Annotated in this window: 19 protein-coding genes and 1 pseudogene; 8 read left to right on the forward strand and 12 right to left on the reverse strand. The window is 67.0% G+C overall.

What is annotated here, in order from left to right; genetic code table 11:
* Positions 1 to 60 precede the first annotated feature (60 nt).
* A complete protein-coding gene (locus tag PSm6_RS09750) occupies positions 61 to 519 on the reverse strand; it encodes a GNAT family N-acetyltransferase (protein ID WP_021220982.1) in 459 nt (152 codons plus the stop codon).
* A gap of 138 nt (positions 520 to 657) precedes the next feature.
* Between PSm6_RS09750 and PSm6_RS09755 the strand changes: the two genes are divergently transcribed.
* Positions 658 to 1,065 carry an SMI1/KNR4 family protein gene (locus tag PSm6_RS09755; RefSeq protein ID WP_021220983.1) on the forward strand — a complete coding sequence of 136 codons (408 nt, stop codon included), beginning with the start codon at positions 658 to 660 and terminating at the stop codon, positions 1,063 to 1,065.
* A 4-nt stretch (positions 1,066 to 1,069) separates the two neighbouring features.
* Here PSm6_RS09755 and PSm6_RS09760 read toward each other — a convergent pair whose 3' ends face one another.
* A complete protein-coding gene (locus PSm6_RS09760) occupies positions 1,070 to 2,830 on the reverse strand; it encodes a cation:proton antiporter (protein WP_043243077.1) in 1,761 nt (586 codons plus the stop codon).
* 180 nt (positions 2,831 to 3,010) lie between these two features.
* The gene (locus tag PSm6_RS09765) at positions 3,011 to 3,676 is read right to left on the reverse strand and encodes a GntR family transcriptional regulator (protein WP_021220985.1); all 666 of its coding nucleotides are present in this window, start codon (positions 3,674 to 3,676) and stop codon (positions 3,011 to 3,013) included.
* A 282-nt stretch (positions 3,677 to 3,958) separates the two neighbouring features.
* Here PSm6_RS09765 and PSm6_RS09770 point away from each other — a divergent pair, with 282 nt between their 5' ends.
* From PSm6_RS09770 to ybaL, 4 genes are all read left to right on the forward strand, one after another.
* Positions 3,959 to 5,350, forward strand: a complete 1,392-nt coding sequence (locus tag PSm6_RS09770) for an aspartate aminotransferase family protein (RefSeq protein ID WP_043243078.1) — start codon at positions 3,959 to 3,961, stop codon at positions 5,348 to 5,350.
* Between the two features lie 14 nt (positions 5,351 to 5,364).
* Positions 5,365 to 6,732 carry a glutamine synthetase family protein gene (locus tag PSm6_RS09775; RefSeq protein WP_265170131.1) on the forward strand — a complete coding sequence of 456 codons (1,368 nt, stop codon included), beginning with the start codon at positions 5,365 to 5,367 and terminating at the stop codon, positions 6,730 to 6,732.
* A gap of 288 nt (positions 6,733 to 7,020) precedes the next feature.
* A complete protein-coding gene (locus PSm6_RS09780; RefSeq protein ID WP_021220988.1) occupies positions 7,021 to 7,524 on the forward strand; it encodes an acyl-CoA thioesterase in 504 nt (167 codons plus the stop codon).
* Positions 7,525 to 7,700: 176 nt separating this feature from the next.
* The gene (ybaL, locus tag PSm6_RS09785) at positions 7,701 to 9,392 is read left to right on the forward strand and encodes a YbaL family putative K(+) efflux transporter (RefSeq protein WP_265170132.1); all 1,692 of its coding nucleotides are present in this window, start codon (positions 7,701 to 7,703) and stop codon (positions 9,390 to 9,392) included.
* An 18-nt stretch (positions 9,393 to 9,410) separates the two neighbouring features.
* On the opposite strand, the gene PSm6_RS09790 is transcribed toward ybaL, so the two are convergent.
* The 4 genes and pseudogenes from PSm6_RS09790 to pdxY form a co-directional block, all read right to left on the reverse strand.
* Positions 9,411 to 9,923, reverse strand: a complete 513-nt coding sequence (locus PSm6_RS09790) for a copper chaperone PCu(A)C (protein WP_263403850.1) — start codon at positions 9,921 to 9,923, stop codon at positions 9,411 to 9,413.
* Positions 9,924 to 9,994: 71 nt separating this feature from the next.
* A pseudogene (locus PSm6_RS09795) lies at positions 9,995 to 11,373 on the reverse strand (PepSY-associated TM helix domain-containing protein).
* A 121-nt stretch (positions 11,374 to 11,494) separates the two neighbouring features.
* Positions 11,495 to 11,878 carry a DUF2946 domain-containing protein gene (locus PSm6_RS09800; RefSeq protein WP_265170133.1) on the reverse strand — a complete coding sequence of 128 codons (384 nt, stop codon included), beginning with the start codon at positions 11,876 to 11,878 and terminating at the stop codon, positions 11,495 to 11,497.
* Positions 11,879 to 12,000: 122 nt separating this feature from the next.
* On the reverse strand, positions 12,001 to 12,870 hold the full coding sequence (gene pdxY / locus PSm6_RS09805) for a pyridoxal kinase PdxY (protein WP_043243084.1): 870 nt from the start codon (positions 12,868 to 12,870) through the stop codon (positions 12,001 to 12,003).
* Positions 12,871 to 12,974: 104 nt separating this feature from the next.
* On the opposite strand from pdxY, the gene PSm6_RS09810 reads away from it, so the two are divergent.
* Complete coding sequence (locus tag PSm6_RS09810) at positions 12,975 to 14,513, forward strand: sensor domain-containing diguanylate cyclase (RefSeq protein WP_265170134.1); 1,539 nt, start codon at positions 12,975 to 12,977, stop codon at positions 14,511 to 14,513.
* A 47-nt stretch (positions 14,514 to 14,560) separates the two neighbouring features.
* Positions 14,561 to 14,965 (forward strand): DUF3301 domain-containing protein, encoded by a 405-nt coding sequence (locus tag PSm6_RS09815; protein WP_021220995.1) that lies wholly within the window; start codon positions 14,561 to 14,563, stop codon positions 14,963 to 14,965.
* A 566-nt stretch (positions 14,966 to 15,531) separates the two neighbouring features.
* Here the strand turns inward: PSm6_RS09815 and PSm6_RS09820 are convergent.
* The 3 genes from PSm6_RS09820 to PSm6_RS09830 all read right to left on the reverse strand — a co-directional run bounded on the left by PSm6_RS09820 (position 15,532) and on the right by PSm6_RS09830 (position 17,628).
* The gene (locus tag PSm6_RS09820) at positions 15,532 to 15,897 is read right to left on the reverse strand and encodes a DUF7079 family protein (protein ID WP_265170135.1); all 366 of its coding nucleotides are present in this window, start codon (positions 15,895 to 15,897) and stop codon (positions 15,532 to 15,534) included.
* Complete coding sequence (locus tag PSm6_RS09825; RefSeq protein ID WP_265170136.1) at positions 15,894 to 16,769, reverse strand: alpha/beta fold hydrolase; 876 nt, start codon at positions 16,767 to 16,769, stop codon at positions 15,894 to 15,896. Before PSm6_RS09825 ends, PSm6_RS09820 begins: the two co-directional genes overlap by 4 nt.
* A gap of 67 nt (positions 16,770 to 16,836) precedes the next feature.
* On the reverse strand, positions 16,837 to 17,628 hold the full coding sequence (locus PSm6_RS09830; protein WP_021217442.1) for an alpha/beta fold hydrolase: 792 nt from the start codon (positions 17,626 to 17,628) through the stop codon (positions 16,837 to 16,839).
* Positions 17,629 to 17,812: 184 nt separating this feature from the next.
* On the opposite strand from PSm6_RS09830, the gene PSm6_RS09835 reads away from it, so the two are divergent.
* A complete protein-coding gene (locus PSm6_RS09835; protein WP_265170137.1) occupies positions 17,813 to 18,460 on the forward strand; it encodes a TetR/AcrR family transcriptional regulator in 648 nt (215 codons plus the stop codon).
* On the opposite strand, the gene PSm6_RS09840 is transcribed toward PSm6_RS09835, so the two are convergent.
* Both PSm6_RS09840 and PSm6_RS09845 read right to left on the reverse strand, forming a co-directional pair.
* Positions 18,423 to 19,784, reverse strand: a complete 1,362-nt coding sequence (locus PSm6_RS09840) for a DUF1329 domain-containing protein (RefSeq protein WP_265170138.1) — start codon at positions 19,782 to 19,784, stop codon at positions 18,423 to 18,425. The genes PSm6_RS09835 and PSm6_RS09840 overlap by 38 nt on opposite strands.
* 16 nt (positions 19,785 to 19,800) lie before the next feature.
* A complete protein-coding gene (locus PSm6_RS09845; protein ID WP_184488130.1) occupies positions 19,801 to 21,555 on the reverse strand; it encodes a DUF1302 domain-containing protein in 1,755 nt (584 codons plus the stop codon).
* Between the last annotated feature and the right edge of the window lie 135 nt (positions 21,556 to 21,690).

The following is a 21,690-nucleotide window of genomic DNA, read 5'->3' on the forward strand; positions in this document are numbered from 1 at the left end:
GGGACTGCCATGCGGTCCTTGGCGAATGAACTCGCCCCTACAGGGTAATAGCCACCGCCGTCAGACCGCCGCCTTGCGCATGCCGATATGGGGGATGTCGTCCTCCAGGTAGACCTCGGTCACCGGCACGAAGCCGTAGCGCCCGTAGTACTTCTGCAGGTGCGCCTGGGCCGAGAGGTACACCGGCAACCCCGGCCAGCGCCGCTGGCAGTCTTCCAGGGCGCGCTCCATCAACTGGTGGCCCAGCCCGGTGCCGCGCGCCGCTTCGGCGATCACCACGCGGCCGATCACCACGTCGCCCTGGTTGCGCTGCGGGTCCAGCAGGCGCAGGTAGGCCACCAGCGCATCGCCGTCGCGGGCCATGAGGTGGCAGCTGTCGCCTACCAGGTCCAGACCGTCCACTTCCAGGTAGGGGCACTTCTGCTCGACGACGAAGACCTGGGTGCGCAGGGCGAGGATGTCGTAGAGCGCCTGCTTGTCGAGTTCGGTGTGATGGCTGCTGCTCCAGACGATCGGCATTGGGGGCTCCGTGGTGGTGAATGCGAAGGCGGCAGTATGCAATGCACCACTACCGGACGAGCGGTTCGCCTGCGGTTTTTTTCTTCCGGGTGCCAGCTACTGTATAAAGCGCATCCCAATGCACGAGGGCCTGTCGCCGTGGAAGAAGTCATCGAACAGCTGCGTGAACTCAACGAACCCGTCCCCGTCCCGCTGGAGCTGCCGGACGACGAGCTGCTGGTGGAGATCGAAGAGCAATTGCTGATCAACCTGCCTTTCGAGCTGCGCGAGTTCCTGCTCAAGGTCAGCGATGTGGTCTACGGCCGCCTGGAGCCGGTGACCGCGACCGACCCGCAATCCCACACCTACCTGCCGGAAGTGGCCTCGGTGGCCTGGGACCTGGGCGTGCCCCGCGACCTGGTGCCGATCTGCCAGGACGGCCGCGACTACTACGTGGTCGACCTGGAGGGCGAAGTGCTGCTCTGGTCCGGCGACGAGGGCGACATGACCGACGAGAGCTGGGACTCCGTCTGGCATTGGGCCCGCGACGTGTGGCTGGCGAGCTGAACCGCTAGCGGTGGTGATCCTGGCTCTGCTCCAGGGTCTCCATCAGCGCGATCTGCATGCGTGAATGCACGCGGATCAGCCAGCGCCACAGCAGCGCGATCACCCCGGCCGCCAGCAGCGCGATCAGCACCAGCAGCTCCAGGGTCGGCAGGATGCTCGCCGACAGCGCCATGAGCAGCAGCATGATCACCCCCAGCGACAGCGCCGGGATCACCTCGGCGATCACCTTGCGCACCCGCGCGGTATGGCGCCCGGCCTTCTCCGGGGTCACGCCCATTTCCGCCAGCAGCATCGACAGCGCCTTGAGCTTGCGGTACGCGGCGATCAGGAAGGGCAGCGACAGCAGCAGCGCGGCGCCCCAGACCAGGCCCTTCTGCAGGTTCGCCTGGCCCACCCAGTCGCTCAGGTAGCCGGCCAGGGTGCCGGCGAAATAGGCGCCGGAAAGGAAGATCGCCACCACCAGCGCGATGTTCACCCCCACCTGCAGGAGGATCTTGCGGATCATCCCCGCCAGCACCGCGCCCTGGCCCTGGGGCTGGATGCTGCGCAGCCAGTCGCCGTAGAGGTTGAACACCCGGGCGATTCGCGAAGGCACGATGCCGGCGAGCTTCTGCGATAGCGGGTCGGCGGAGCGGATCAGGTAGGGCGTGAGCAGCGTGGTGATGGCCGAGACCGCCACCGCCACGGGGTAGAGGAAGTCGCTGGTGACCTGCAGGGTCATGCCCAGCGCGGCAATGATGAAGGAGAACTCGCCGATCTGCGAAAGGCCCATGCCGACCCGCAGCGAGGTGCGCCCGTCATTGCCGGCGATGAAGGCGCCGATGCCGCAGGAGACCATCTTGCCCAGCACCACGGCGACGGTGATGACCGCGATGGGCCAGGCGTATTCCACCAGGATCGCCGGGTCGATCATCAGGCCGATGGCGACGAAGAAGATGGCGCTGAACATGTCGCGCACCGGCTCCACCAGCCGCTCGATCTGCGCCAGCTGGCGCGACTCGGCGATGATCGCGCCGATCAGGAAGGCGCCCAGCACCATGCTGTATTCCAGCTTCACCACCAGCAGGCAGAAGCCGAAGCACAGCCCCAGCACCGTCACCAGCAGCATCTCGTTGCTCTCGAACTTCGCCACGTAGGCCAGCAGGCGCGGCACCAGCAGGATGCCGATGACCAGCGCGACGACCATGAACAGGCTGAGCTTGCCCACCGTGGCGAACACCTGGCCGGTCTCTACCGAGCCGGACAGGGCGATGCCCGACAGCAGCGCGATGATGCCGATGCCGAGGATGTCCTCGACTATCAGCACGCCGAAGATCAGTTGGGCGAAGCGCTCGTTCTTCATCTTCAGGTCGCTGAGCGCCTTGATGATGATGGTGGTGGAGGAGATGGCCAGGATGGCGCCGAGGAACAGCGAATCCATGGTGCTCCAGCCGAAGAAGGCGCCGATCTCGTAGCCGATCCAGATCATCAGCACGATTTCCAGGAAGGCGGCGATGAAGGCCGTGGCGCCCACCTTGAACAGCTTGCGCAGGCTGAACTCCAGACCCAGGCAGAACATCAGGAAGATCACCCCCAGCTCGGCGAGGATCTTGATGGTCTCTTCTTCGTGGATAAGGGCGAAGGGCGGCGTGTGCGGGCCGATGAGGAAGCCGGCGATGATGTAGCCCAGCACCACCGGTTGCTTGAAGCGGTGGCAGAGGATGGTGACCAGGCCGGCCACCAGCATGATCACCGCCATGTCCTGGATGAAACTGATGGCATGCATGGCGCACCGGCTCCTTTTCGCTGGTCAGTGCGCTGGACAATGCCGCGCCCGGGGTTGCTCGCTTGGCTCCTTGGGAGCCCCTGTATGAATTAGGGAAGTTCCTAGTCAGAACTTTCGGCAGAGTAACACCGGGCATTGCAGCGTCTTTTTCGGCGAAACAAACCGAAACAGCTTTGCTCGTCAGCTGCCGTTCTTCGCCTGGGCGGTCTCCAGCTCCAGCAGGTTCATGAGGAAATTGCCGAAGTAGGTCATGTCCTGCTCGATGGCCGCCCGGGCGCCCTTGGCGTCGCCGGCGAGCACCGCCTTGAAGGCGTCCTCGTGGAAATCGTTGAGGCGCAGGGACAGGTCGGCCTCGGTGAACAGCTGGTTGAAGAAGGGGCCCACCTGCAGCCACAGCGACTCGATCATGCGCAGCAGCGTGGGGTTGGCGCAGGCGCGGTAGAGGGTCATGTGGAACAGGCTGTTGTCGTCCAGGTAACCCTGCACGTCACGCTGTTCCAGGGCGCGCTCCATGTTCTCGACGCAGCGTCGCAACTGCTCGATGTCCTCCGCGGTGAGCCGCGGCGTGGCGGTCTCCACGGCCAGCCCCTCGAGGGACAGGCGCACCAGGAAGATCTGCTGGAAGCGCTCGCGGGTCATGATCGGCACCCGCAGGGAGCGCTGCGGCTCGCCTTCCAGGGCGCCTTCGGCCACCAGGCGTTGCAGCGCCGCACGCACCGGCATCGGACTGGTGCCCCATTCGGCGGCGAGGTCGCGGATCTTGAGGCGCTCGCCGGGCTGGAAACGCCCCGCCAGCAAGCCTTCACGTATTCGTAGATAAAGCTGTTCCTGCAGGTTATCGGCCATGGGTCACTCCTGGATGGCCGGTGGAGCCGGCAGCTGGGCGAGGGTAAGGCTGCAATTGCGCATGGGTAGAACCTCGTGGCGCGGGCGGCTCGGGATAAGCGCCCGCTTGTGGATAAGTCGCTCGTGGCGGTGCCAGGCAGCGCCGGACGAGGCCGGATGGCCTCTGCTTTATGTGATCACAAAAGCAGTTCGATCATAAGCTTTTGCTGGAAACAGTCCAGCTATTGACATATCTGTGATCACAAAACAGGATGTGCGGAAATTCGAACGAGGTGTTCAAGCATGACCGCCAGTGGCATCGCAGAATCCGCCGTTGAAACCTTCGCCGCCGCCGAGCGTGCCCGTTTCATCGCCCACAACCCCAAATCCCTGGCGCTCGCCGAGCGCGCCCGCCAATCGCTGTTCGGCGGCGTGCCGATGCACTGGATGAGCGACTGGTCGACCCCCTGCCCGCTGTTCGTCGAGCGTGCCCAGGGCGCGCGTTTCCACGACGTCGACGGCCACGAGTACGTGGACTTCTGCCTGGGCGACACCGGCAGCATGTTCGGCCACTCCCCCGAACCCATCGCCCGCGCCATCGCCGAACAGGGCGCGCGCGGCCTGACCACCATGCTCCCGGGCGAAGACGCCGTGGTCGCCGGCGAGCTGCTGGCCGAGCGCTTCGGCCTGCCCTACTGGCAGGTGGCGACCACCGCCACCGACGCCAACCGCTTCGTCATCCGCTGGGTGCGCGCCATCACCGGGCGCAAGGTGCTGCTGGTGTTCGACGGCTGCTACCACGGCACCGTCGACGACGTCATGGTGCGCCACCGCGACGGCCGCACCGTGCACCGCAGCGGCCTGATCGGCCAGGCACGCAACCTGGCCAAGACCAGCCGCGCCGTGCCCTTCAACGATCTCGAGGCGCTGGAAAAGGCCCTGGCGCAGAACGACGTCGCCGCCGTGCTCTGCGAACCGGCGATGACCAACATCGGCATGGTCCTGCCCGATGCCGGCTACCTGGAGAAGCTCCGCGAGCTGACCCGCCGCCACGGCACCCTGCTGATCATCGACGAGACCCACACCATCTCCACCGGCCCCGGCGGCTGCACCCGCGCCTGGAACCTGCAGCCGGACTTCATCACCCTCGGCAAGCCCATCGCCGGCGGCGTGCCCTGCTCCGTCTACGGCTGCACCGCCGAAATGGCCCAGGCCATGAAGCTGGCCCGCAAGCACGCCAGCGAGCAATCCGGCGGCCACGGCCACAGCGGCATGGGCACCACCCTTTCGGCCAATGCCCTGGCCATGCACTGCATGCGCGCCAACCTGGAACAGGTGATGACCCCGGCCGCCTACGCCCACATGTTGCCCCTGGCGGCGCGCCTGGCCAAAGGCTTCCGTGTACTTATCCACAAGCACGGCCTGGCCTGGTCGGTGACCGAGCTGGGCGCCCGCTGCGAGTTCCAGTTCTGCGCCACCTCGCCGCGCACCGGTGCCGAGGCCGAAGCGGCCTTCCACGACAGCCTGCAGATGGCCCTGCACCTCTACCTGATCAACCGCGGCATCCTCATCACCCCGTTCCACAACATGACCCTGTGCTGCCCGGCCACCACCGAAGCCGATGTCGACCGCCTGATCGCCACCCTCGACCAGGCCCTGGCCGAACTCCTGGCCATTCCCGGCGCCCGACTCTGAACGCGAGAACCCCCATGCGATTCGCCGAACCCCAGGAAGCCCGTGACTTCCTCGCACGCCACCCCGAGGTGCGCAGCATCGAGCTGATGCTGATCGACGCCAACGGCATCCCGCGCGGCAAGCTGCTGCACCGCGACGAGCTGCTGGCCATCTACGAGAACGGCCGCCCGCTGCCCAGCTCCATCCTCTCGCTGACCATCCAGGGCGAGGATGTGGAAGCCAGCGGCCTGGTCTGGGAAGTGGCCGACGCCGACTGCTGGACCTACCCGGTGCCCGGCTCCCTGGCCCTGCAGACCTGGCGCACCACCCCCACCGCCCAGGTGCAGGTCAGCATGCACCCGACCCAGGGCCTGCCGGCCACCCCCGGCGACCCGCGCCACGTGCTGGCCCGCGCCATCGACCGGCTCAAGGCCGACGGCTACCAACCGGTGATGGCGGTGGAGCTGGAGTTCTACCTGCTGGACAAGGCCCGCGACGCCAACGGCCGCCCGCAGCCGGCGCTGCAAGCCAATGGCGTGCGCCCGCAGGCGCCGCAGGTCTATGGCGTGTACGAGCTGGAGCAGCTGCAGCCCTTCCTCGACGACCTCTACGCCGCCTGCGAGGCCCAGGGCCTGCCGCTGCGCACCGCCATCTCCGAATACGCGCCGGGCCAGCTGGAACTGACCCTGGAGCACCGCTTCGATGCGTTGCAGGCCATCGACGAAGGCGTGCGCTACAAGCGCCTGGTCAAGGGCGTGGCCAACAAGCACGGGCTGGTGGCCTGCTTCATGGCCAAGCCCTTCGGCGACCTGGCCGGCAGCGGCATGCACCTGCACGTCAGCCTGGCGGATGAGGCGGGTAACAACCTGATGGCCAGCGAAGACCCCCACGGCACCCCGCTGCTGCGCCATGCCATCGGCGGGATGATGGCGACCCTCGACGACGCCCTGGCGATCTTCTGCCCCAACGCCAACTCCTACCGGCGCTTCCAGGCCAACAGCTACGCGCCGCTGGCCAAGAGCTGGGGGGTGAACAACCGCACCGTGTCCTTCCGCGTGCCCGGCGGCCCGGCGCAGAGCCGCCACGTCGAGCACCGCATCTGCGGCGCCGACGCCAACCCCTACCTGGCCGCTGCCGCACTGCTGGCGGGCATCCATAAAGGCATCCGCGAACAGATCGACCCGGGCGAAGCCATCACCGGCAACGGCTACGAACAGGCCCGCGAGACCCTGGCCACCGACTGGCTCACCGCCCTGCGCACCCTGGAGCGCTCGGCCTGGGCGAAGGAGGCCCTGGGCGAGGACTTCCTCGACATCTTCCTCGCCATCAAATGGGAGGAATTCCGCCAGTTCGTCAGCGAGGTGGGCGAGCAGGACTGGCGCTGGTACCTGACCCACGCCTGAGCCGAGGGGCTGTGGATAAGCGACTTGTCCACAGCCCCGCCTCCACCAACCGCAATCCGTCATTCGTCATTCGTCATTCGTAGGATGGGTAGAGCGAAGCGAAACCCATCAATTCCGAGTACCGGCATGGCTTCGGCGTCGGGCGGGCAGCATGGGTTTCGCGGAGCTCTACCCATCCTACGGGGCGGAGTGCGGCCGGGTGTTTATCCACAGGCGCTGTCGCTGTGCTCCGTCCCTGTCTCGCTGCGTCTACAGTTTCACTTCCCAGCCCCGAGACAGAGTCCCTCCATGGAACCCGGCAACGCGCAACTGACGATGACCGTCCTCATGACCCCGGACATGGCCAACTTCTCCGGCAACGTCCACGGCGGCACCCTGCTCAAGTACCTCGACGAAGTCGCCTACGCCTGCGCCAGCCGCTATGCCGGGCGCTACGTGGTGACCCTCTCCGTGGACCAGGTGGTGTTCCGCGAGCCGGTGCACGTGGGCGAGCTGGTGACCTTCCTTGCCTCGGTGAACTACACCGGCACCACCTCCATGGAGATCGGCATCAAGGTGGTCACCGAGAACATCCGCGAACGCTCGGTGCGCCACACCAACAGCTGCTTCTTCACCATGGTGGCGCTGGACGACGACCGCAAGGCGGCCCCGGTGCCGCCCCGCCAGCCGCAGACCGCCGAGGAGAAGCGCCGTTTCGTCCAGGGCCAGCAACGCCGGCAGATCCGCCAGGAAATGGAGCGCCGCTACCGCGAACTGCGGGAGAACGGCAGCGAGCCCGCCGCTACATCCTGAAAAATAATCTGACGGACTTTTCATACAAACAACGTCAGCCAACGGGTAACCTGGCGCACGCGGCGGCAGCCGCGTTCGCCACGGGCCAGGCCCCGTGAACACCTTCGAACCTCTCCCCGCAGCGCCGCGAGTCGCCGTTGCGGTCGGGTCGTTCCCTGCGTGCAAGGAGCCGCCGCATGCCCCACCACACACCGCTGATCACCACCCTCTCCGCCGGCCTGGTGCTGGCCTTCCTGCTCGGCAGCCTGGCCAACCGCCTGCGCATCTCGCCGCTGGTGGGCTACCTGCTGGCCGGCGTGCTGGCCGGCCCCTTCACCCCGGGCTTCGTTGCCGACCAGGCGCTGTCCCAAGAGATCGCCGAGCTGGGGGTGATCCTGCTGATGTTCGGCGTGGGCCTGCACTTCTCCCTCAAAGACCTGATGTCGGTGAAGAACATCGCCATCCCCGGTGCCGTGGTGCAGATCGCCGTCGCCACCCTGCTGGGCATGGGCCTGGCCTGGGGCCTCGGCTGGCCCCTGGGCGGCGGCTTGGTGTTCGGTCTGGCGCTGTCGGTGGCCAGCACCGTGGTGCTGCTGCGGGCCCTGGAGGAGCGCCAGTTGCTGGACACCCAGCGCGGCCGCATCGCCGTGGGCTGGCTGATCGTCGAAGACCTGGTGATGGTGCTGACCCTGGTGCTGCTGCCGGCGCTCTCCGGCATGCTCGGCGGCAAGGCCCACGGCGGCGGCGAGCTCAGCCTCGGCGTCGAGCTGCTGCTGACCCTGGGCAAGGTCACCGCCTTCGTCGTACTGATGCTGGTAGTGGGCCGCCGCCTGATTCCCTGGGTGCTGGCCAAGGTCGCCGGCACCGGCTCGCGGGAGCTGTTCACCCTCGCCGTGCTGGCCATCGCCATGGGCATCGCCTACGGCTCGGCGATCCTCTTCGACGTGTCCTTCGCCCTGGGCGCCTTCTTCGCCGGCATGGTGCTCAACGAATCGGAGCTGAGCCATGACGCCGCCGAGAAGACCCTGCCCCTGCGCGATGCCTTCGCGGTGCTGTTCTTCGTCTCGGTGGGCATGCTCTTCAACCCGCTGATACTGATCCACGAACCGCTGCCGGTGCTGGCCACCTTCCTGGTGATCGTGCTCGGCAAATCGGTGGCGGCCTATGTGATCGTGCGCGCCTTCGGCCACCCCAAGAGCACCGCCCTGACCATCTCCGCCAGCCTGGCGCAGATCGGCGAATTCAGTTTCATCCTCATCGGCCTGGGGCTGGACCTGGAGCTGATGCCGCAGACCGGCCGCGACCTGTTGCTGGCTGGCGCCATCCTGTCGATCCTGGTCAACCCGCTGCTGTTCATCGCCATCGGCCGCTGGCAGGCGCGCCAGGACCGCAAGGCGGCGGAGCTGCCGCCGGAGCAGGCGCCCGCCGAGGACGTGCCACCCGCCATCGAGGAACACGACCACGCCATCCTCATCGGCTACGGCCGTGTAGGTCGCAAGATCGCCCTGCGCCTGCGCGAGGCGGGCACGCCGCTGGTGGTGATCGAGGACAGCCGTGCGGGGCTGGATGAACTGCGCGAGTCGGGCATCAGCGCGGTGCTGGGCAACGCGGCACGGCCCGAGGTGCTGGAACTGGCGCAGCTGGCGCGGGCGCGCTGGCTGCTGCTGGCGATCCCCAATGGCTTCGAGGCCGGGCAGATCGCCCAGCAGGCCCGCGCGGTGAACCCGCAGCTGACCATCATCGCCCGCGCCCACTTCGACGCCGAGGTGGAGCACCTGGAGCAGAACGGGGCAGACCTGGTGATCATGGGCGAGCGCGAGATCGCCCGCGCCATGATCAATCGCGTCGCCGACGACCAGGCCGCACCGGACGCACCGGCAGCGGCCTGACGACGGCGGCGCGAGCCGTCACTCGGCGCCCTGGTGCGCGCCGTGGTCCATGTGCTCCATGTGCTGCATCTGCCCGTCGGCCTTGGCGGGCGCCTCCTTCTGTACGGCGATCTCCACCTGCAGGTCGCCGGCCTTCTCGAAGTGCAGGGTCAGCGGGAAGCGCTCGCCATCCTTCAGCGGCTGCTTCAGGCCGAACAGCATCAGGTGGTAGCCCCCCTGCTCCAGGCGCGCCTCGCCGCCGGCGGGGATGGCCAGGCCGCCCTGCACCTGCTGCATCTTCATCATGCCGTTGACGTGGGCGTGCTCGTGGATCTCGGCCTTGGCCGCGCGCGGGGTGTCGGCGCCCAGCAGGCGGTCAGGCGTGTCGCCGCCGTTGTGCACCACCAGGTAGGCCGCGCCGTTGGGCGAAACCGGCGGCACTTCCAGGGCCCAGGGGTGTTCGATGTGCAGCTTGCCCAGTTCGTACTCATGGGCCTGGGCGAAGGGAACGAAGCCCACCAGGGCGATCAGGGTCAGCAGTGTCTTGCGCATGTTCAACTCCATCCATCGATAAGCAGATTGGGCGCCCACCAGGCGAGCGCCGATAAAAAACCGTGGCAGGTTCAGCCCGCCATCACCCGGTCGCCGCCGAAGCGCGACAGCACCAGCCGGTCCAGGACCCAGACCAGCACCAGCGACAGGCCCACCAAGGGAAATGCCACCCCCAGCACCAGCATGATCACCACCGCGCCGCGCCACAGGGGCAGGCCATGGGGCAGCGGCGGCACGCCGAGGCGGCCGCTGGGCCGACGCTTCCACCACAGCACCAGGCCGCTGACCGCGCTGAGCAGGATCATCAGGCACACGGCGAACATCAGCAGCTGGTTGGCCAGGCCGAAGAAGCGGCCCTCGTGCAGCATCACCCCCATCTCCACGCTCTTGGCCACCAGGCCATAGTCCTTCCAGCGCACATCGGCCAGCACCTTGCCGCTGTAGCGGTCGAGGTGCAAGGTCGCGTCCTGGCGCGGATCGGCGGCGAACACGGCGATGCTGAAGACGCCCGTGGGCGTGGTCGGCAGGGTGATGCCATAGCCGGGTACCACGCCGCGCTCGCGGGCGGTGTCCACCACCTGCTGCAGCGGGATGCTCGGCACCTCGCTGGCCGGTGCCCTGTCATGCCCGGCATGGGCGCGGTGGGCGGCGTGGGCGTCGGACTCCGGCAGCGGCGTGGTTTCCGCCGCCCAGGGCACGGTCTGGTCGCTGGCGCTGTTGAGGCTGCGCGCCAGCTCGCCGGACTTCGGCACCTCGTTCCACATGGCAGCGGGGAAGCGGTTCCACACATCGGCGAAGCTCGCGCCCCAGAAGCCGGTCCAGGTCATGCCGGTGAGCAGCATGAACAGCAGCAGCAGGCTGCCCCAAAAGCCGGTGACGCCGTGCAGGTCGCGCCAGAACAGGCGCCCGCGTGCGGACAGGCGCGGCCACAACACCCCGGCGCCGGAGCGCCCGCGCGGCCACCAGAGGTAGAGCCCGGACACCACCAGGACGATGCCCCAGCCGGCGGCCAGCTCGATCAGCCGATCGCCGACCGTGCCGATCATCAGCTCGCCGTGCAGGGCGCGGGTCGCCGCCTGCAGGTTCCAGAAGGCGTCCTGGGTGCCCAGCACCTTGCCGCTGTATGGGTCGAGGAACAGGTTGAGGGTGCGGCCACCGTCAGCGATGACGAACTGGGCACTGTGCCCGGCATCCACCGGCGGCAGGTACTGGCTGACGCTGGCCTGTGGATAAGCCTCGCGCACCCGCTGCAGCTGGGCGTCGGCGTCCAGCGCATGGTGCCCGGGGCGACCCGCAGCAGGTCGGCGTACATCAGCTCATCGAGCTGCGGCTTGAACAGGTAGATGCTGCCGGTGATGGACAGCAGGATCATGAAGGGAATGACGAAGAGGCCGGCATAGAAATGCCAGCGCCACGCCAGGTTGTAGAACGAGACAGCAGGTTTGCTCATGGTCATGCTCGCCTGGAAAGCGCCTCTCTGGGCTCACGTGCAGCGCGGTGGCTGGCGCAATGGAGGCTTGTCGTCAGCCTCCTCGCCCATTGGGGCACGGAGGGATGACGCGAGGGGTGGATCAGGCGAAGGATGCGGGCGGTGCGCGGGAACGGGAGCCGGGGAAGATGGCCGAGCCGGCGTGGCCCGAGGCGACTGGCACCAGGCGCGGCGCGCGGACGGCATCCAGCAGGGTGGAAGCGATCAGCGGGGTGGAGCTCAGCGCCGGGCAATTGAGCAGCAGGGTGCAGTAGCCGCACTTGGCCCAGGCCGCCTCGTGGCCGGGCTGGCCCGGCGCCTTTTGCGCGGTGCCTTGCTCGGCGGAACAGGCCAGCTCGCCCATCCAGTCCGGCACGCCCTGGCGGTCCAGGCTGCGCGCCTGGGACAGCAACGGACCGGCGAACACCAGCAGCATGGCCAGAAGGCCAAGCCAGGCGCCGCTGCGGTTTGTCGTGTGTCGAGCCAAGGTGCCGTCCGGAACAGGGGATTGGAACGGGTGCAATGCTAGCCGCGCACCTCCATGGGTTGAAGCATAGCGGCTGAGTCACAAGGCCGCAGTGCGCGGCGGCAAATTCCCGTGGGGCCCGGTCAGCCCAGGCGCCGCGCCTCGAACTTCACCCGGGGGTGAACGAGGCGGTCCTGGGCGCGCACCAGCTCCAGTTCGTAGCTGCCACAGGCCTGGGTCTCCAGCAGCACTTCATGCACGGCGGCGGCGCTGAATTCGAAGGCCTCGATCAGGTCGTTGCCCAGTAGCAGGCGCGCCAGGAACACCCCGGAGGTGAGGTCGCCCACGCCCACCGGTTGGCGCGGGAAGGCCAGCAATGGGCGGCGCAGGTGCCAGGTACCTTCGGCGCTGACCAGCAGCATTTCGAAGTCTTCGGCGGCGCGGCCGGGGTAATCCAGGTGCTTGACCAGGATCGCCTTCGGCCCACGCTCCAGCAGGGCCCGGGCCATGCCCACGCAATCCTCCAGGGAGGTGGGGCGGCGGCAGGCGAAGCTGTTCAGCTCCAGCTGGTTGGGGCACAGCAGATCGGCCACGGCGGCGGCTTCCTCGAGGAGGAAGGTGCTGACTTCCGGCGCCACGATGCAGCCCTTCTCCGGGTGGCCCATCACTGGGTCGCAGAGGTACAGCGCCCGTGGGTTGGCCTGCTTGATGCGCGCCACCACCTCGAGGATCTCGCGGCCCTGGGCGGCGCTGCCGAGGTAGCCCGAAAGCACGGCGTCGCAATTGCCAAGCTCGCCGATGGCGGCGATGCCCTCCACCAGCACCGGCACCTGGTTCGGCGACAGCACCTCGCCCGTCCACTGCCCGTACTGGGTGTGGTTGGAGAACTGCACGGTGTTCAGCGGCCAGACATTGACCCCGAGACGCTCCACGGGAAACACCGCGGCGCGGTTGCCGGCATGGCCGAACACCACATGGGACTGGATGCTGAGAAGGTGGGGCGTTCGTGACATTGAATAAACCCTGGTCTCGACGGGAAGAAAGGCGGCCTGACGTGCAACGACAGGTTCACTACCATAATGGCAAGATTCTCCCATCCTCCGCCGTCAGAGCCATCATGGAATCCCTGTATTTTTCGCCGATGCTGCTGGGACTCAACCTGATGCTCGCCAGTGCCGTGGCCTGTACCGGCCTGTGGTATTTCTCCCGCCCCTACCGTGGCCCGGGCTTCTGGATGGCCGGCGCCTGGCTGCTGATTCTCGGCATCTTCTCCTTCTTCGTCTTCGTCGCCACCGGCAACCGCCCGCTCAACGTCTTCGGCAACGCCACCCAGCTGGCAGGCGAGGCGGTGCTGATGCTCGGCGTGTTCCGTTTCCTCGATCGCCCGCTGCCCTGGTGGACGGTGCCAGTGAGCGCCGGCCTGATGGCTGCGGCCAACAGCTGGCACTGGTGGGTGGCGCCGCTGAACAGCGAGCTGCTGATCGCCATCTACGCCGGCATCGGCGGGTTGCTGCCGCTGCAGGCCGCCAGCGCCCTGTTGCGCCACCCACGCGACGCGGAACTGCGCGTCGTCTGCCGTTGCGTCGGCATCGTCCTGCTCGGCTATGCCCTGGTCACCCTGCTGCGCGGCGGCATCGCCGTGCACGATTGGCTCAACGCCATCGAGCATCCCGACGTCACCCGCTCCATGGCGTACCTGCTTCCGTACAACTTCGCCATTCCGCTCTGGGTCATCGCCCTGGTCGGCCTGGCGCTGATGACCATGCGCCGCATCCTCCTCGACAGCCAACGCAACGCCCGCCAGGCGGAGGCCAGTGCCCAGCGCTTCGAACGCCTGATGAACGTCACCAGCTGCGGCATGCTGGTGCTGCAGGACGGGCGCATCCAGGACAGCAACCCGACGCTCGACGCGCTCTTCGGCCAGCCCCGCGAAGGCCTGCTGCAGCAGACGCCCGAGCAGCTGTTCGTCGATGCCGAGCGCGCGCGCATCGGCCCGTTGCTCACCCAGGCCGACGGCACCCCCGCCGACGTCACCGCCCTGCGCCGCGATGGTTCGACCTTCCCGGCCGAGCTCTCGGTCACCCACCTCGATGGCGCCGGCCAGCAGTTGCTGGAAGTCCGTGATGTCAGCCACCGCAAGGCCCTGGAAGAACGCCTGCGCCTGCAGGCCACCACCGACCCGCTGACCGGTGCCCTTAACCGCCGGGCCTTCTACGCCCGCGCCGAGCACGAGTTGCAGCGCGCGCGGCGCCAGGGCCAGACCTTGTGCCTGGCGATGCTCGACCTCGACCATTTCAAGCGCATCAACGATGCCCACGGCCACGGCAGCGGCGACCAGGTGCTCTGCGAATTCAGCAGGCTATGCCAACACGAAGCCCGCAGTACCGACCTGTTCGCCCGCTTCGGCGGTGAGGAGTTCGTCTTCCTGCTGCCCGATACCACCCCCGACGCCGCCCGCAATTTTCTCGAGCGCCTGCGCGAATCGGTGGAGCAATTGCGAGTGGATGCCAATGGCATTTCCCTGCGCGTGAGCGTCAGCATCGGCCTGGCCGCCAGCCCGCCGAACGCGGACCTGCACCTGCTGCAGGAGGCTGCCGATACGGCGCTTTATCGCGCCAAGCAACATGGCCGCAACCGCGTCGAACTGGCCCTCTGAAATCGCTGCGGATGGGTTAAGCTTCTGGGTATTCCAGGGGAGTGATCATGATCAGTCTGGGCGATGTATTCCTGTTTATGCTCTTCGCCGCCGGTGCCGCCTGGCTCTGGCGTGGCCACGGCATTCGCGAGCGCGCACTGGCGCTGGTCAAGCAGCACTGCTCGCGTTTCGACATCGAACTGCTGGACGGCAACGTCGCCCTGCAGCGCCTCACCGTGGTCCGCGATGCCCGGGGCAACCGCCGCCTGGCGCGCATCTACGGCTTCGAGTTCACCGTCACCGGCGAGCAGCGCCTCACCGGCACCATCCAGATGTTCGGCAGCCACGGCGGCCGTATCGAACTGGATGCCCACCCCTTCGAGCCGCCAGCGGCCTCGGAAGGCAACGTCATCCAGATCAGCGACTGGCGCCGCAGCCACCCGCGCCCGGATGAGCAACGCCACGTCGAATAAAGACGCTCTGTTTGCGTTGTGTGTTGCAGTCTTTAAGCAACCGCTTAAGCACGTTGGTTTTCGGGCATTTATGGACCTATGCCACCTCCACAGCATGGGTTTCGCTCCGCTCTACGCCATCCTACGAGCGCGGCCGCTGCAACGCAGCGCGTACCGAATGTGATGCGCACATCAATAGATATCTGGGTGAATAAAGCTGGAGCAGCCGCCAAACGCCCCTTCCCAGTAGGCCGAGCGAATCGTCGTGTAAGGGGTTGAGCGACATGGATGTCGCGAGAGCCGCGATGGGCCAGGGATGGCCCTTCGCGGCGTGCCCCTGGAACGATGATGGAGCGAGGGAAGTCTGGCTTCAGCCAGACCCGTATGGAGGGGCAAGCGTTTTTGGTTCCTTTTTTGTGGTTCGGCATCCCGACGATTGAAAAAAGGGACTCGCCCGGGTGGGCGAAACCAGACGCATCAGCAAAACTCGGCAATCAGCTGGACTCACATCCTCTAGCGACACTTAACGCAGACATAGCCAATGAAGACGCTGTTTTCCACAGCACGGCCGCTGTGGAAAACTCGCTTCAACTCTCTAACGTCACCCTGTGGATAACCTGCTGCCACTGCTCGCGGTTGGTGTAGGTCATCGGCCAGCGCAGTAGCCGGCAGCGCCAGCGGAACCAGCGGCTGGCACGTCGCGCCCGGTTAACCCGGCAATGCTCGAAGAGCCATTCGGGATCGAAGCCGATCCACTCCCCCGCCACGCTCCAGGCGTTCAACCAGACCACCGGTGCCACCTCGTAAAGGTAGATGGCCTCCAGCTCGGCCGGGGGCAGGGCGCTGGCGCGCAGCGTGTCGGCGATCACGCGCAGGTTGGCCTCATCCCGTTGGGTGTCCAGCCACAGCTCGGACAGCGCCAGCCAGACCCGCTCCCGCGCCGCGTCGCTCATCGCTGCAGGAGGAAGCCGGCGGCACGCTCGGCGGCGGCTTCGGGGAATTCCTGCATGAAGCAGTGCCCGCCCTCCACCACCTGGGCGCCGACATGGGGGTTCAGCGCGCTGATGCGCGCCACCGAACGGGCGACGAAGGGGTAGCTGTGCTGGCCGTGGAAGATCTGCGTCGGCGTGACGATGCGTGCAAGCGAGGGCCACAGGCGCTTGGGGCAGGAACTGAAGATCTCCGCCTCGCGGCTGGGCCGGCATTTCAGCTCGACGCCGCCGTCCACCGCCTTCAGCGCGTGCTCCACGTAGGCGCCCAGGGCGTCGTCCGTCCAGCCCTTGAAGATGCCGCGCCCATGCAGGGCGGCGAAGGCGGCGGGGCGATCCACCCAGTGGTTGCGTCGGGCCCGCGCGCGCTTGGCCATGGTGGTGCGGCGGTGCAGGCCGAGCACTTCGGAGAAGGCCATGACGCCGATCATCGCCGGGGTGAAGAGCACCGGGTCGAGCAGTACCGCACGCTGGAACAGCTCGGGGTGGCGCGCCAGCACCAGGCTGGTGAGCACGCCACCAAAGCTGTGGCCGAGGGCGAAACGGGGGACGTCGCCGAAGATGCCGCGCCCGGCCTCGAAGGCTTCCACCGCCAGTTCGGCGTTGCGGTTCCAGCCGAGGAAGCGCCCGCCGTGGTCGCTGTCGCCATGGCCCTGTACGTCGCAGAGCCAGAGGTCGAAGTGCTCGCTGAGGGCTTCCAGCATCGGCGAGTAGGCGCGGCCGCAGAAGCCGTTGCCATGGAGGAAGTGCAGCAGGGGCTTGCCGCTGGGCTGGCTGTGCCAGCCGCGCAAGGTGAAGCCGGCGGAACTCGGGTGGGACCAGGCGGACAACTGCATCGCAACGCACTCGAAATGAACTGCGCGCAGTTTATCCGCCGAGCCGCCTCCGGCGCAGCCGTTGCGTTCAGATGGCGGCGTGTTGGCGGATGAAGGCGTCCAGCAGGCGGTTCAGCGCCTCGGGCTGGTCCAGGGGGGTGGCGTGCCCGGAGTCGGCGATCACCTCCAGGCGTGCATTGCGCAACTGGCTGACGTAGGCGGCCTTGGCCGCCACCGGGGTGTAGTCGCGGTCACCGCTGATCACCAGCAGCGGGGTGTTGACCCGGCAGGCGCCCGCCAGCGCCGACCAGCCGGGGATAGCGCCCATGGCATGCAGGTAGGAGCGCCGGTCGTTACCGGCGATGCGCGCCATCACCCGCTGGCGCAAGCCGGCCTGCTCCGGCTTGGGAAACAGCTTGCCGGCCAGCAGCCGCGCCATGCCGGCGGGGCCGAACAGGCGCACCAGGGTGAAACGCAGCGCCACCTGCCAGCGCACCTGCCAGCTGTCCACGGGGAAGTTCGGCGAGCTGTTGATAACCGCCGCCGCGCGCACCAGGTGCGGGTGCTCGGCGAGCAGCTGGAAGGTGATCATGCCGCCCATGGAGATGCCCACCAGGATGCAGGGCTCCAGGTCCATGGCGACGATGAACTCGGCCACGTCGGCGGCCAGCTCGGCCATGCTCACCGGCGCGCGCAGCGGTTCGCTGGCGCCATGGCCGCGCAGGTCCAGGGCGTAGACGCGGAAGTGCCGGGACAGCGCCTCGACCTGGGGCTGCCAGTCCTCCAGGGAGGAACCCAGGCCGTGCACCAGCAGCACCGAGGCGCCCTCTCCCTGGCAGATATAGTTGAAACGTCCGCCCGACAAGTTGATCTGTTCCATGGTCGAGTTAATTCCCTTTTGAATATTCGATGGCCAATAAAAAGGCGCCGTTCCTTATTAAAAGGACCGATGAAAAGTTGGTGGATCGGATAACTTCCGAAGCGCCTGTAAAACAAGTTTCCGGTGTTTGCCTTTGCCCGCCCAAACCTCCTAGAATCGCCCAGCGCCGACTCGAGAAACCACCATGTACAGCATCGCCAGTCCGACCCAGGCACGCAGCAAGAAAGCCCTGGAGCGCTACCTCAACGTCGCCGCCGAACTGCTCGCCAACGACAGCTTCGAAGAAACCGGCATTTCCCAGATCGCCCAGCTCGCCGAGTCCTCGGTGGGCACCTTCTATCGCCTGCTCGGCGACAAGGACGTGCTGCTCTATACCGTCCACGAGCGCTTCGTCGAACAGAGCCGCGAGGCGGTGGACGGGGTCATCGCCAGCCTGGAGAACCTGCCGCTGCCCGCGCAGATCGAGGGCTTCATCGAGGGCGTGACACGTCTGTTCGATGGCAGCGAAGGCCTGCTCCGCGCCCTGATCCGGCGCAGCTCGATGGACGTCCAGTTCCGCGAGCGCTTCCACCAGCTCAATGCCTACATCGGCCAGTCCTTCTGCCGCATCGTCCTCGCCCATGCGCAGGAACTCGGCCATCCGCAGCCGCAGCAGGCGGCCGACCTGACCGCTCACATGCTGCTCGCCAGCCTGAATTACCTGACCATGGTCGGCACCCTCGGCGTCACCCCCGGGAAGTTGTGCCGGGGGAACTTTCCCGCCTCGTTTGCAATTACCTGGAAGTTCGCCGGGTTTAACGCCGGCTGTCCCGCCTTAGTTGTGCCGGGGTGAAGTCGGACGCCTTCAGCGCTATATCGAATTCATCCGCCGGCTCTTCGTTGGACAATATGCCGATTACATAGCGGCCGCCGATCAGGTCATATACGGCGTCGCCCTTGGTCCATACCAGCGGCTGGTCGTAGAGGTTGATGGTGTAGGACTCGCCCACCCGCCACAGCTGGTCGCGGTTGTCGTAGTGGTCCACCAGCAGCACCTGGTAACTGTCCTCGTCGAAATAGAAGTCGCGCTGCTTGTACTGGTGGCGCTGCCCGTCCTTGAGGGTGGCGCGCACGTGCCAGACGCGGTGCAGCTCGTAGCGCAGCAGGTCGGGGTTCACGTGGCCGGCCTTGACGATGTCGGCGTACTTGCTGGTGCGCGAAGCGAAACGGTAGCTGTTGTAGGGCACGTAGAGCTCTTCCTTGCCCACCAGCTTCCAGTCGTACTTGTCCGGCGCGCCGGAGAACATGTCGAAGTTGTCGGTGGTGCGCAGCCCCTCGGAGGCGGTGCCGGGGGAGTCGTAGGCGACGTTCGGCGTGCGCCGCACGCGGCGCTGGCCGGCGGCGTAGAGCCAGGCCAGGCGCGGTTCCTTCACCTGGTTGACGGTCTCGTGCACCAGCAGCTCGGTGCCTGCCAGGCGCGCCGGCGCCAGCACCGACTGGCGGAAGTAGAACAGCACGTTGCCGTTGTCCTTGCTGTAGTCGCCAGCGTTCTGGTTGAACAGGAACAGGTCTTCGATGCGGGTCATGAAGTAGTCGCCGCTGGCGTGGGGCACGGCCTGGGCGTAGTAGCGCTTGACGCTGTTGCCGCGGAAGCGCACCAGGTGGTTCCACAGCACCTCCAGCCCCGACTGCGGAATCGGGAACGGCGTGGCGACCTTGAAGTCGGCGATGCCGTTGCCGTTCTCGATCAGCTTCGCGTGGGTGGCGTTGTCCTTGATCGCGGCGTACACCGCCTCGGGATAGGAGGCCGAGCGGCGGGTCGGGTAGACCACCAGCTTCCAGCTGTCCGGGTAGCGCTTGAGCATGGCCAACTGGCCGGGGCTGAGGTGGGCACGGTACTGCTCGGCGTTCTTCGCATCGATGCTGAACAGCGGCTGGTCGGCGGCGAAGGGGTCCTTGTAGCCGGTCGCCTTGTCGTAGGCCGCGGCATCGCGGGCCAGGCCGCCGGTCCAGGCGGGGATGGTGCCGGCGGCGTTGCCGGCCTTCTCCGCGCCCAGCGGGGTCAGGTCGGCCCCCAGGCGCGCGGCCTGGTCGGCACTCACCTGGGCCTGGGCGAGCGGCGCGGCCAGCAGCAGGGCGGCGAGCAGGCTGCTGTGGATAAGTCCTGGTCTGTGCATGGCGTCGAATCCCTTCTCAGAAGCTGTACTTGATGTTGAAGCTGACGAAGTCACGGTCGCTGCGCTTGTTGGAGACACCGCCGCCGCTGTAGCCCACGTAGCGGGTGCCGACGGTGAGGGACTCCTTGTAGATGGCGTCGATGCCGGCGGACCAGCTCTGCGCCTCTTCGTCCAGGCCATTGGTGAGCTGGGGCGCGACGCCGTTGATGCTGTACTGGTAGCCGAAGGACGGCACCAGGTTCACCAGGTTGAGCACGTTGGTGTAGGTCAGCTGCAGGCTGGCCTGGGCGCCGGTGGCAGTGCTGGTGGCCTCGTAGTAGTCGACGTCGGATTCCAGGCCCTGCACGCGGCTGGCCACCAGCTCGGTGAACAGGGTCGCCGAGTCGGCGCCGAGCACCCCGGTGAAGTTGTAGATGGCGGCCAGCGACGCCTGGTACATGTCCTTCTCGCGGTAGCCGTCCAGGTGGGTGCCCACGGGCAGCCCATTGGGGTTGAACAGCGCGTCGGGCAGGTACTCGTTGAGGCCGAGGGCGATGGGCGTGTCCGGGCGGTAGCTCAGCTCGCCGGCCAGCGACAGGCCGTTGAAGATGCTGTCGCCGCCGATGGAGGTGTTGAAGCTGATGCCGAACAGGTCGCGCTTCTCCAGGTACTCGGCGTAGTAGCGCGAGCTGCTGGCGTCGGGCACGGTGCCGACGACAGGCAGCGTGACCTGGCGGCCGACGGTGAGCCCGAGCATGGGCACCTGCATGTTGTAGCGCAGGTAGTAGAAGCCCAGCTCGGTGTCGTTCAGCTCCGGCACGTACCAGCGCAGCGCGAGGCCGTACTGGGCGGCGCCGTCGGCATCGATGTCCTGGGCGCGGGGGATGAAGGTGGTGGGCAGGTAGGCCTTGAGCAGGTTGTTCAGGCCGCCCGGTGCCAGGGCATCGGCATAGGCCTGGGCCATGGCCGGGTTGTCGAAGGCGCGGCCACCGGCGACGGCTTCCTGCAGCGGCGAGACGGACAGGTAGTTGCAGCCTTCGCCGATCACGTCGAGGGTCGAGTAGTAGGTGCCGCAGGGGTCGATCTTCGAGGCTTCCCAGGCCTTGCCCGGTTGCCAGTAGCCCTCGACGCTGAGGTTGTCGCGCAGCTCGAAGGAGGCGTAGGCCATGAAGGTGGGCATGTACGCCTCCTTCACTTCGGAGCCCGGCGCGCGCAGGGCGTTGATGTCCACCGGGTTCGTGGCGCCGATGCCGTTCTGGTAGAACAGCCCCTCGCCCCAGTTGATCACCTGGCGCCCCAGCCGCGCGTTGAGGGCGCGGTCGTTGACCGTCCAGCTGCCGTAGACGAAGGCGTCCAGCAGGTCGGCGCTGGAGCCCGCTTCGTCGAGGCCGGCGTGGCTGATCTGACGGTGGCGGCGCTCGTCGTCCTTCAGCTCGAAGTCATAGAAGGCGCGGCCCCGGACGAACACACCGAAGCGGTCCTGGTAGCGCAGGTCGAGTTCGGACACCGCCTTGACCACCTCGGAGAAGAGGTCGCCACGGCGGAAGTTGAGGTCACCGTCGTCGGAGTTGATCAGCCCGGCGTTGTCGCCGGTGCCGCCGTTGGCGCGGGCGATCAGCTTGCTGTCCTGCCCCTCCACGCGGTAGCTGAGCCCGTAGGACAGGGTGGTATCGAGCGAGGTGGTCCAGTCTCCGTCTCCGGAGCGCACCTGAAACGCCTGTGCGCCACCCAGGGGCAACGCGCCGAGCAACGCCAGGCCGGCTGCTGCCAGGCCTCTTCCTTGATTTGCCACGATGGTCTCCAGCTGTTGTTTTTATCGGAATCGGAACATCGGTTCCGAAATAATCTAATCCTGCCCATTGCCGCTGACAAGACGCCGCTCGAATTATTTTTTATCCACAGGTGCGGCACCGGGCTGGCCATCGCA

Source organism: Pseudomonas solani (genome assembly GCF_026072635.1).
Taxonomy (GTDB): domain Bacteria; phylum Pseudomonadota; class Gammaproteobacteria; order Pseudomonadales; family Pseudomonadaceae; genus Metapseudomonas; species Metapseudomonas solani.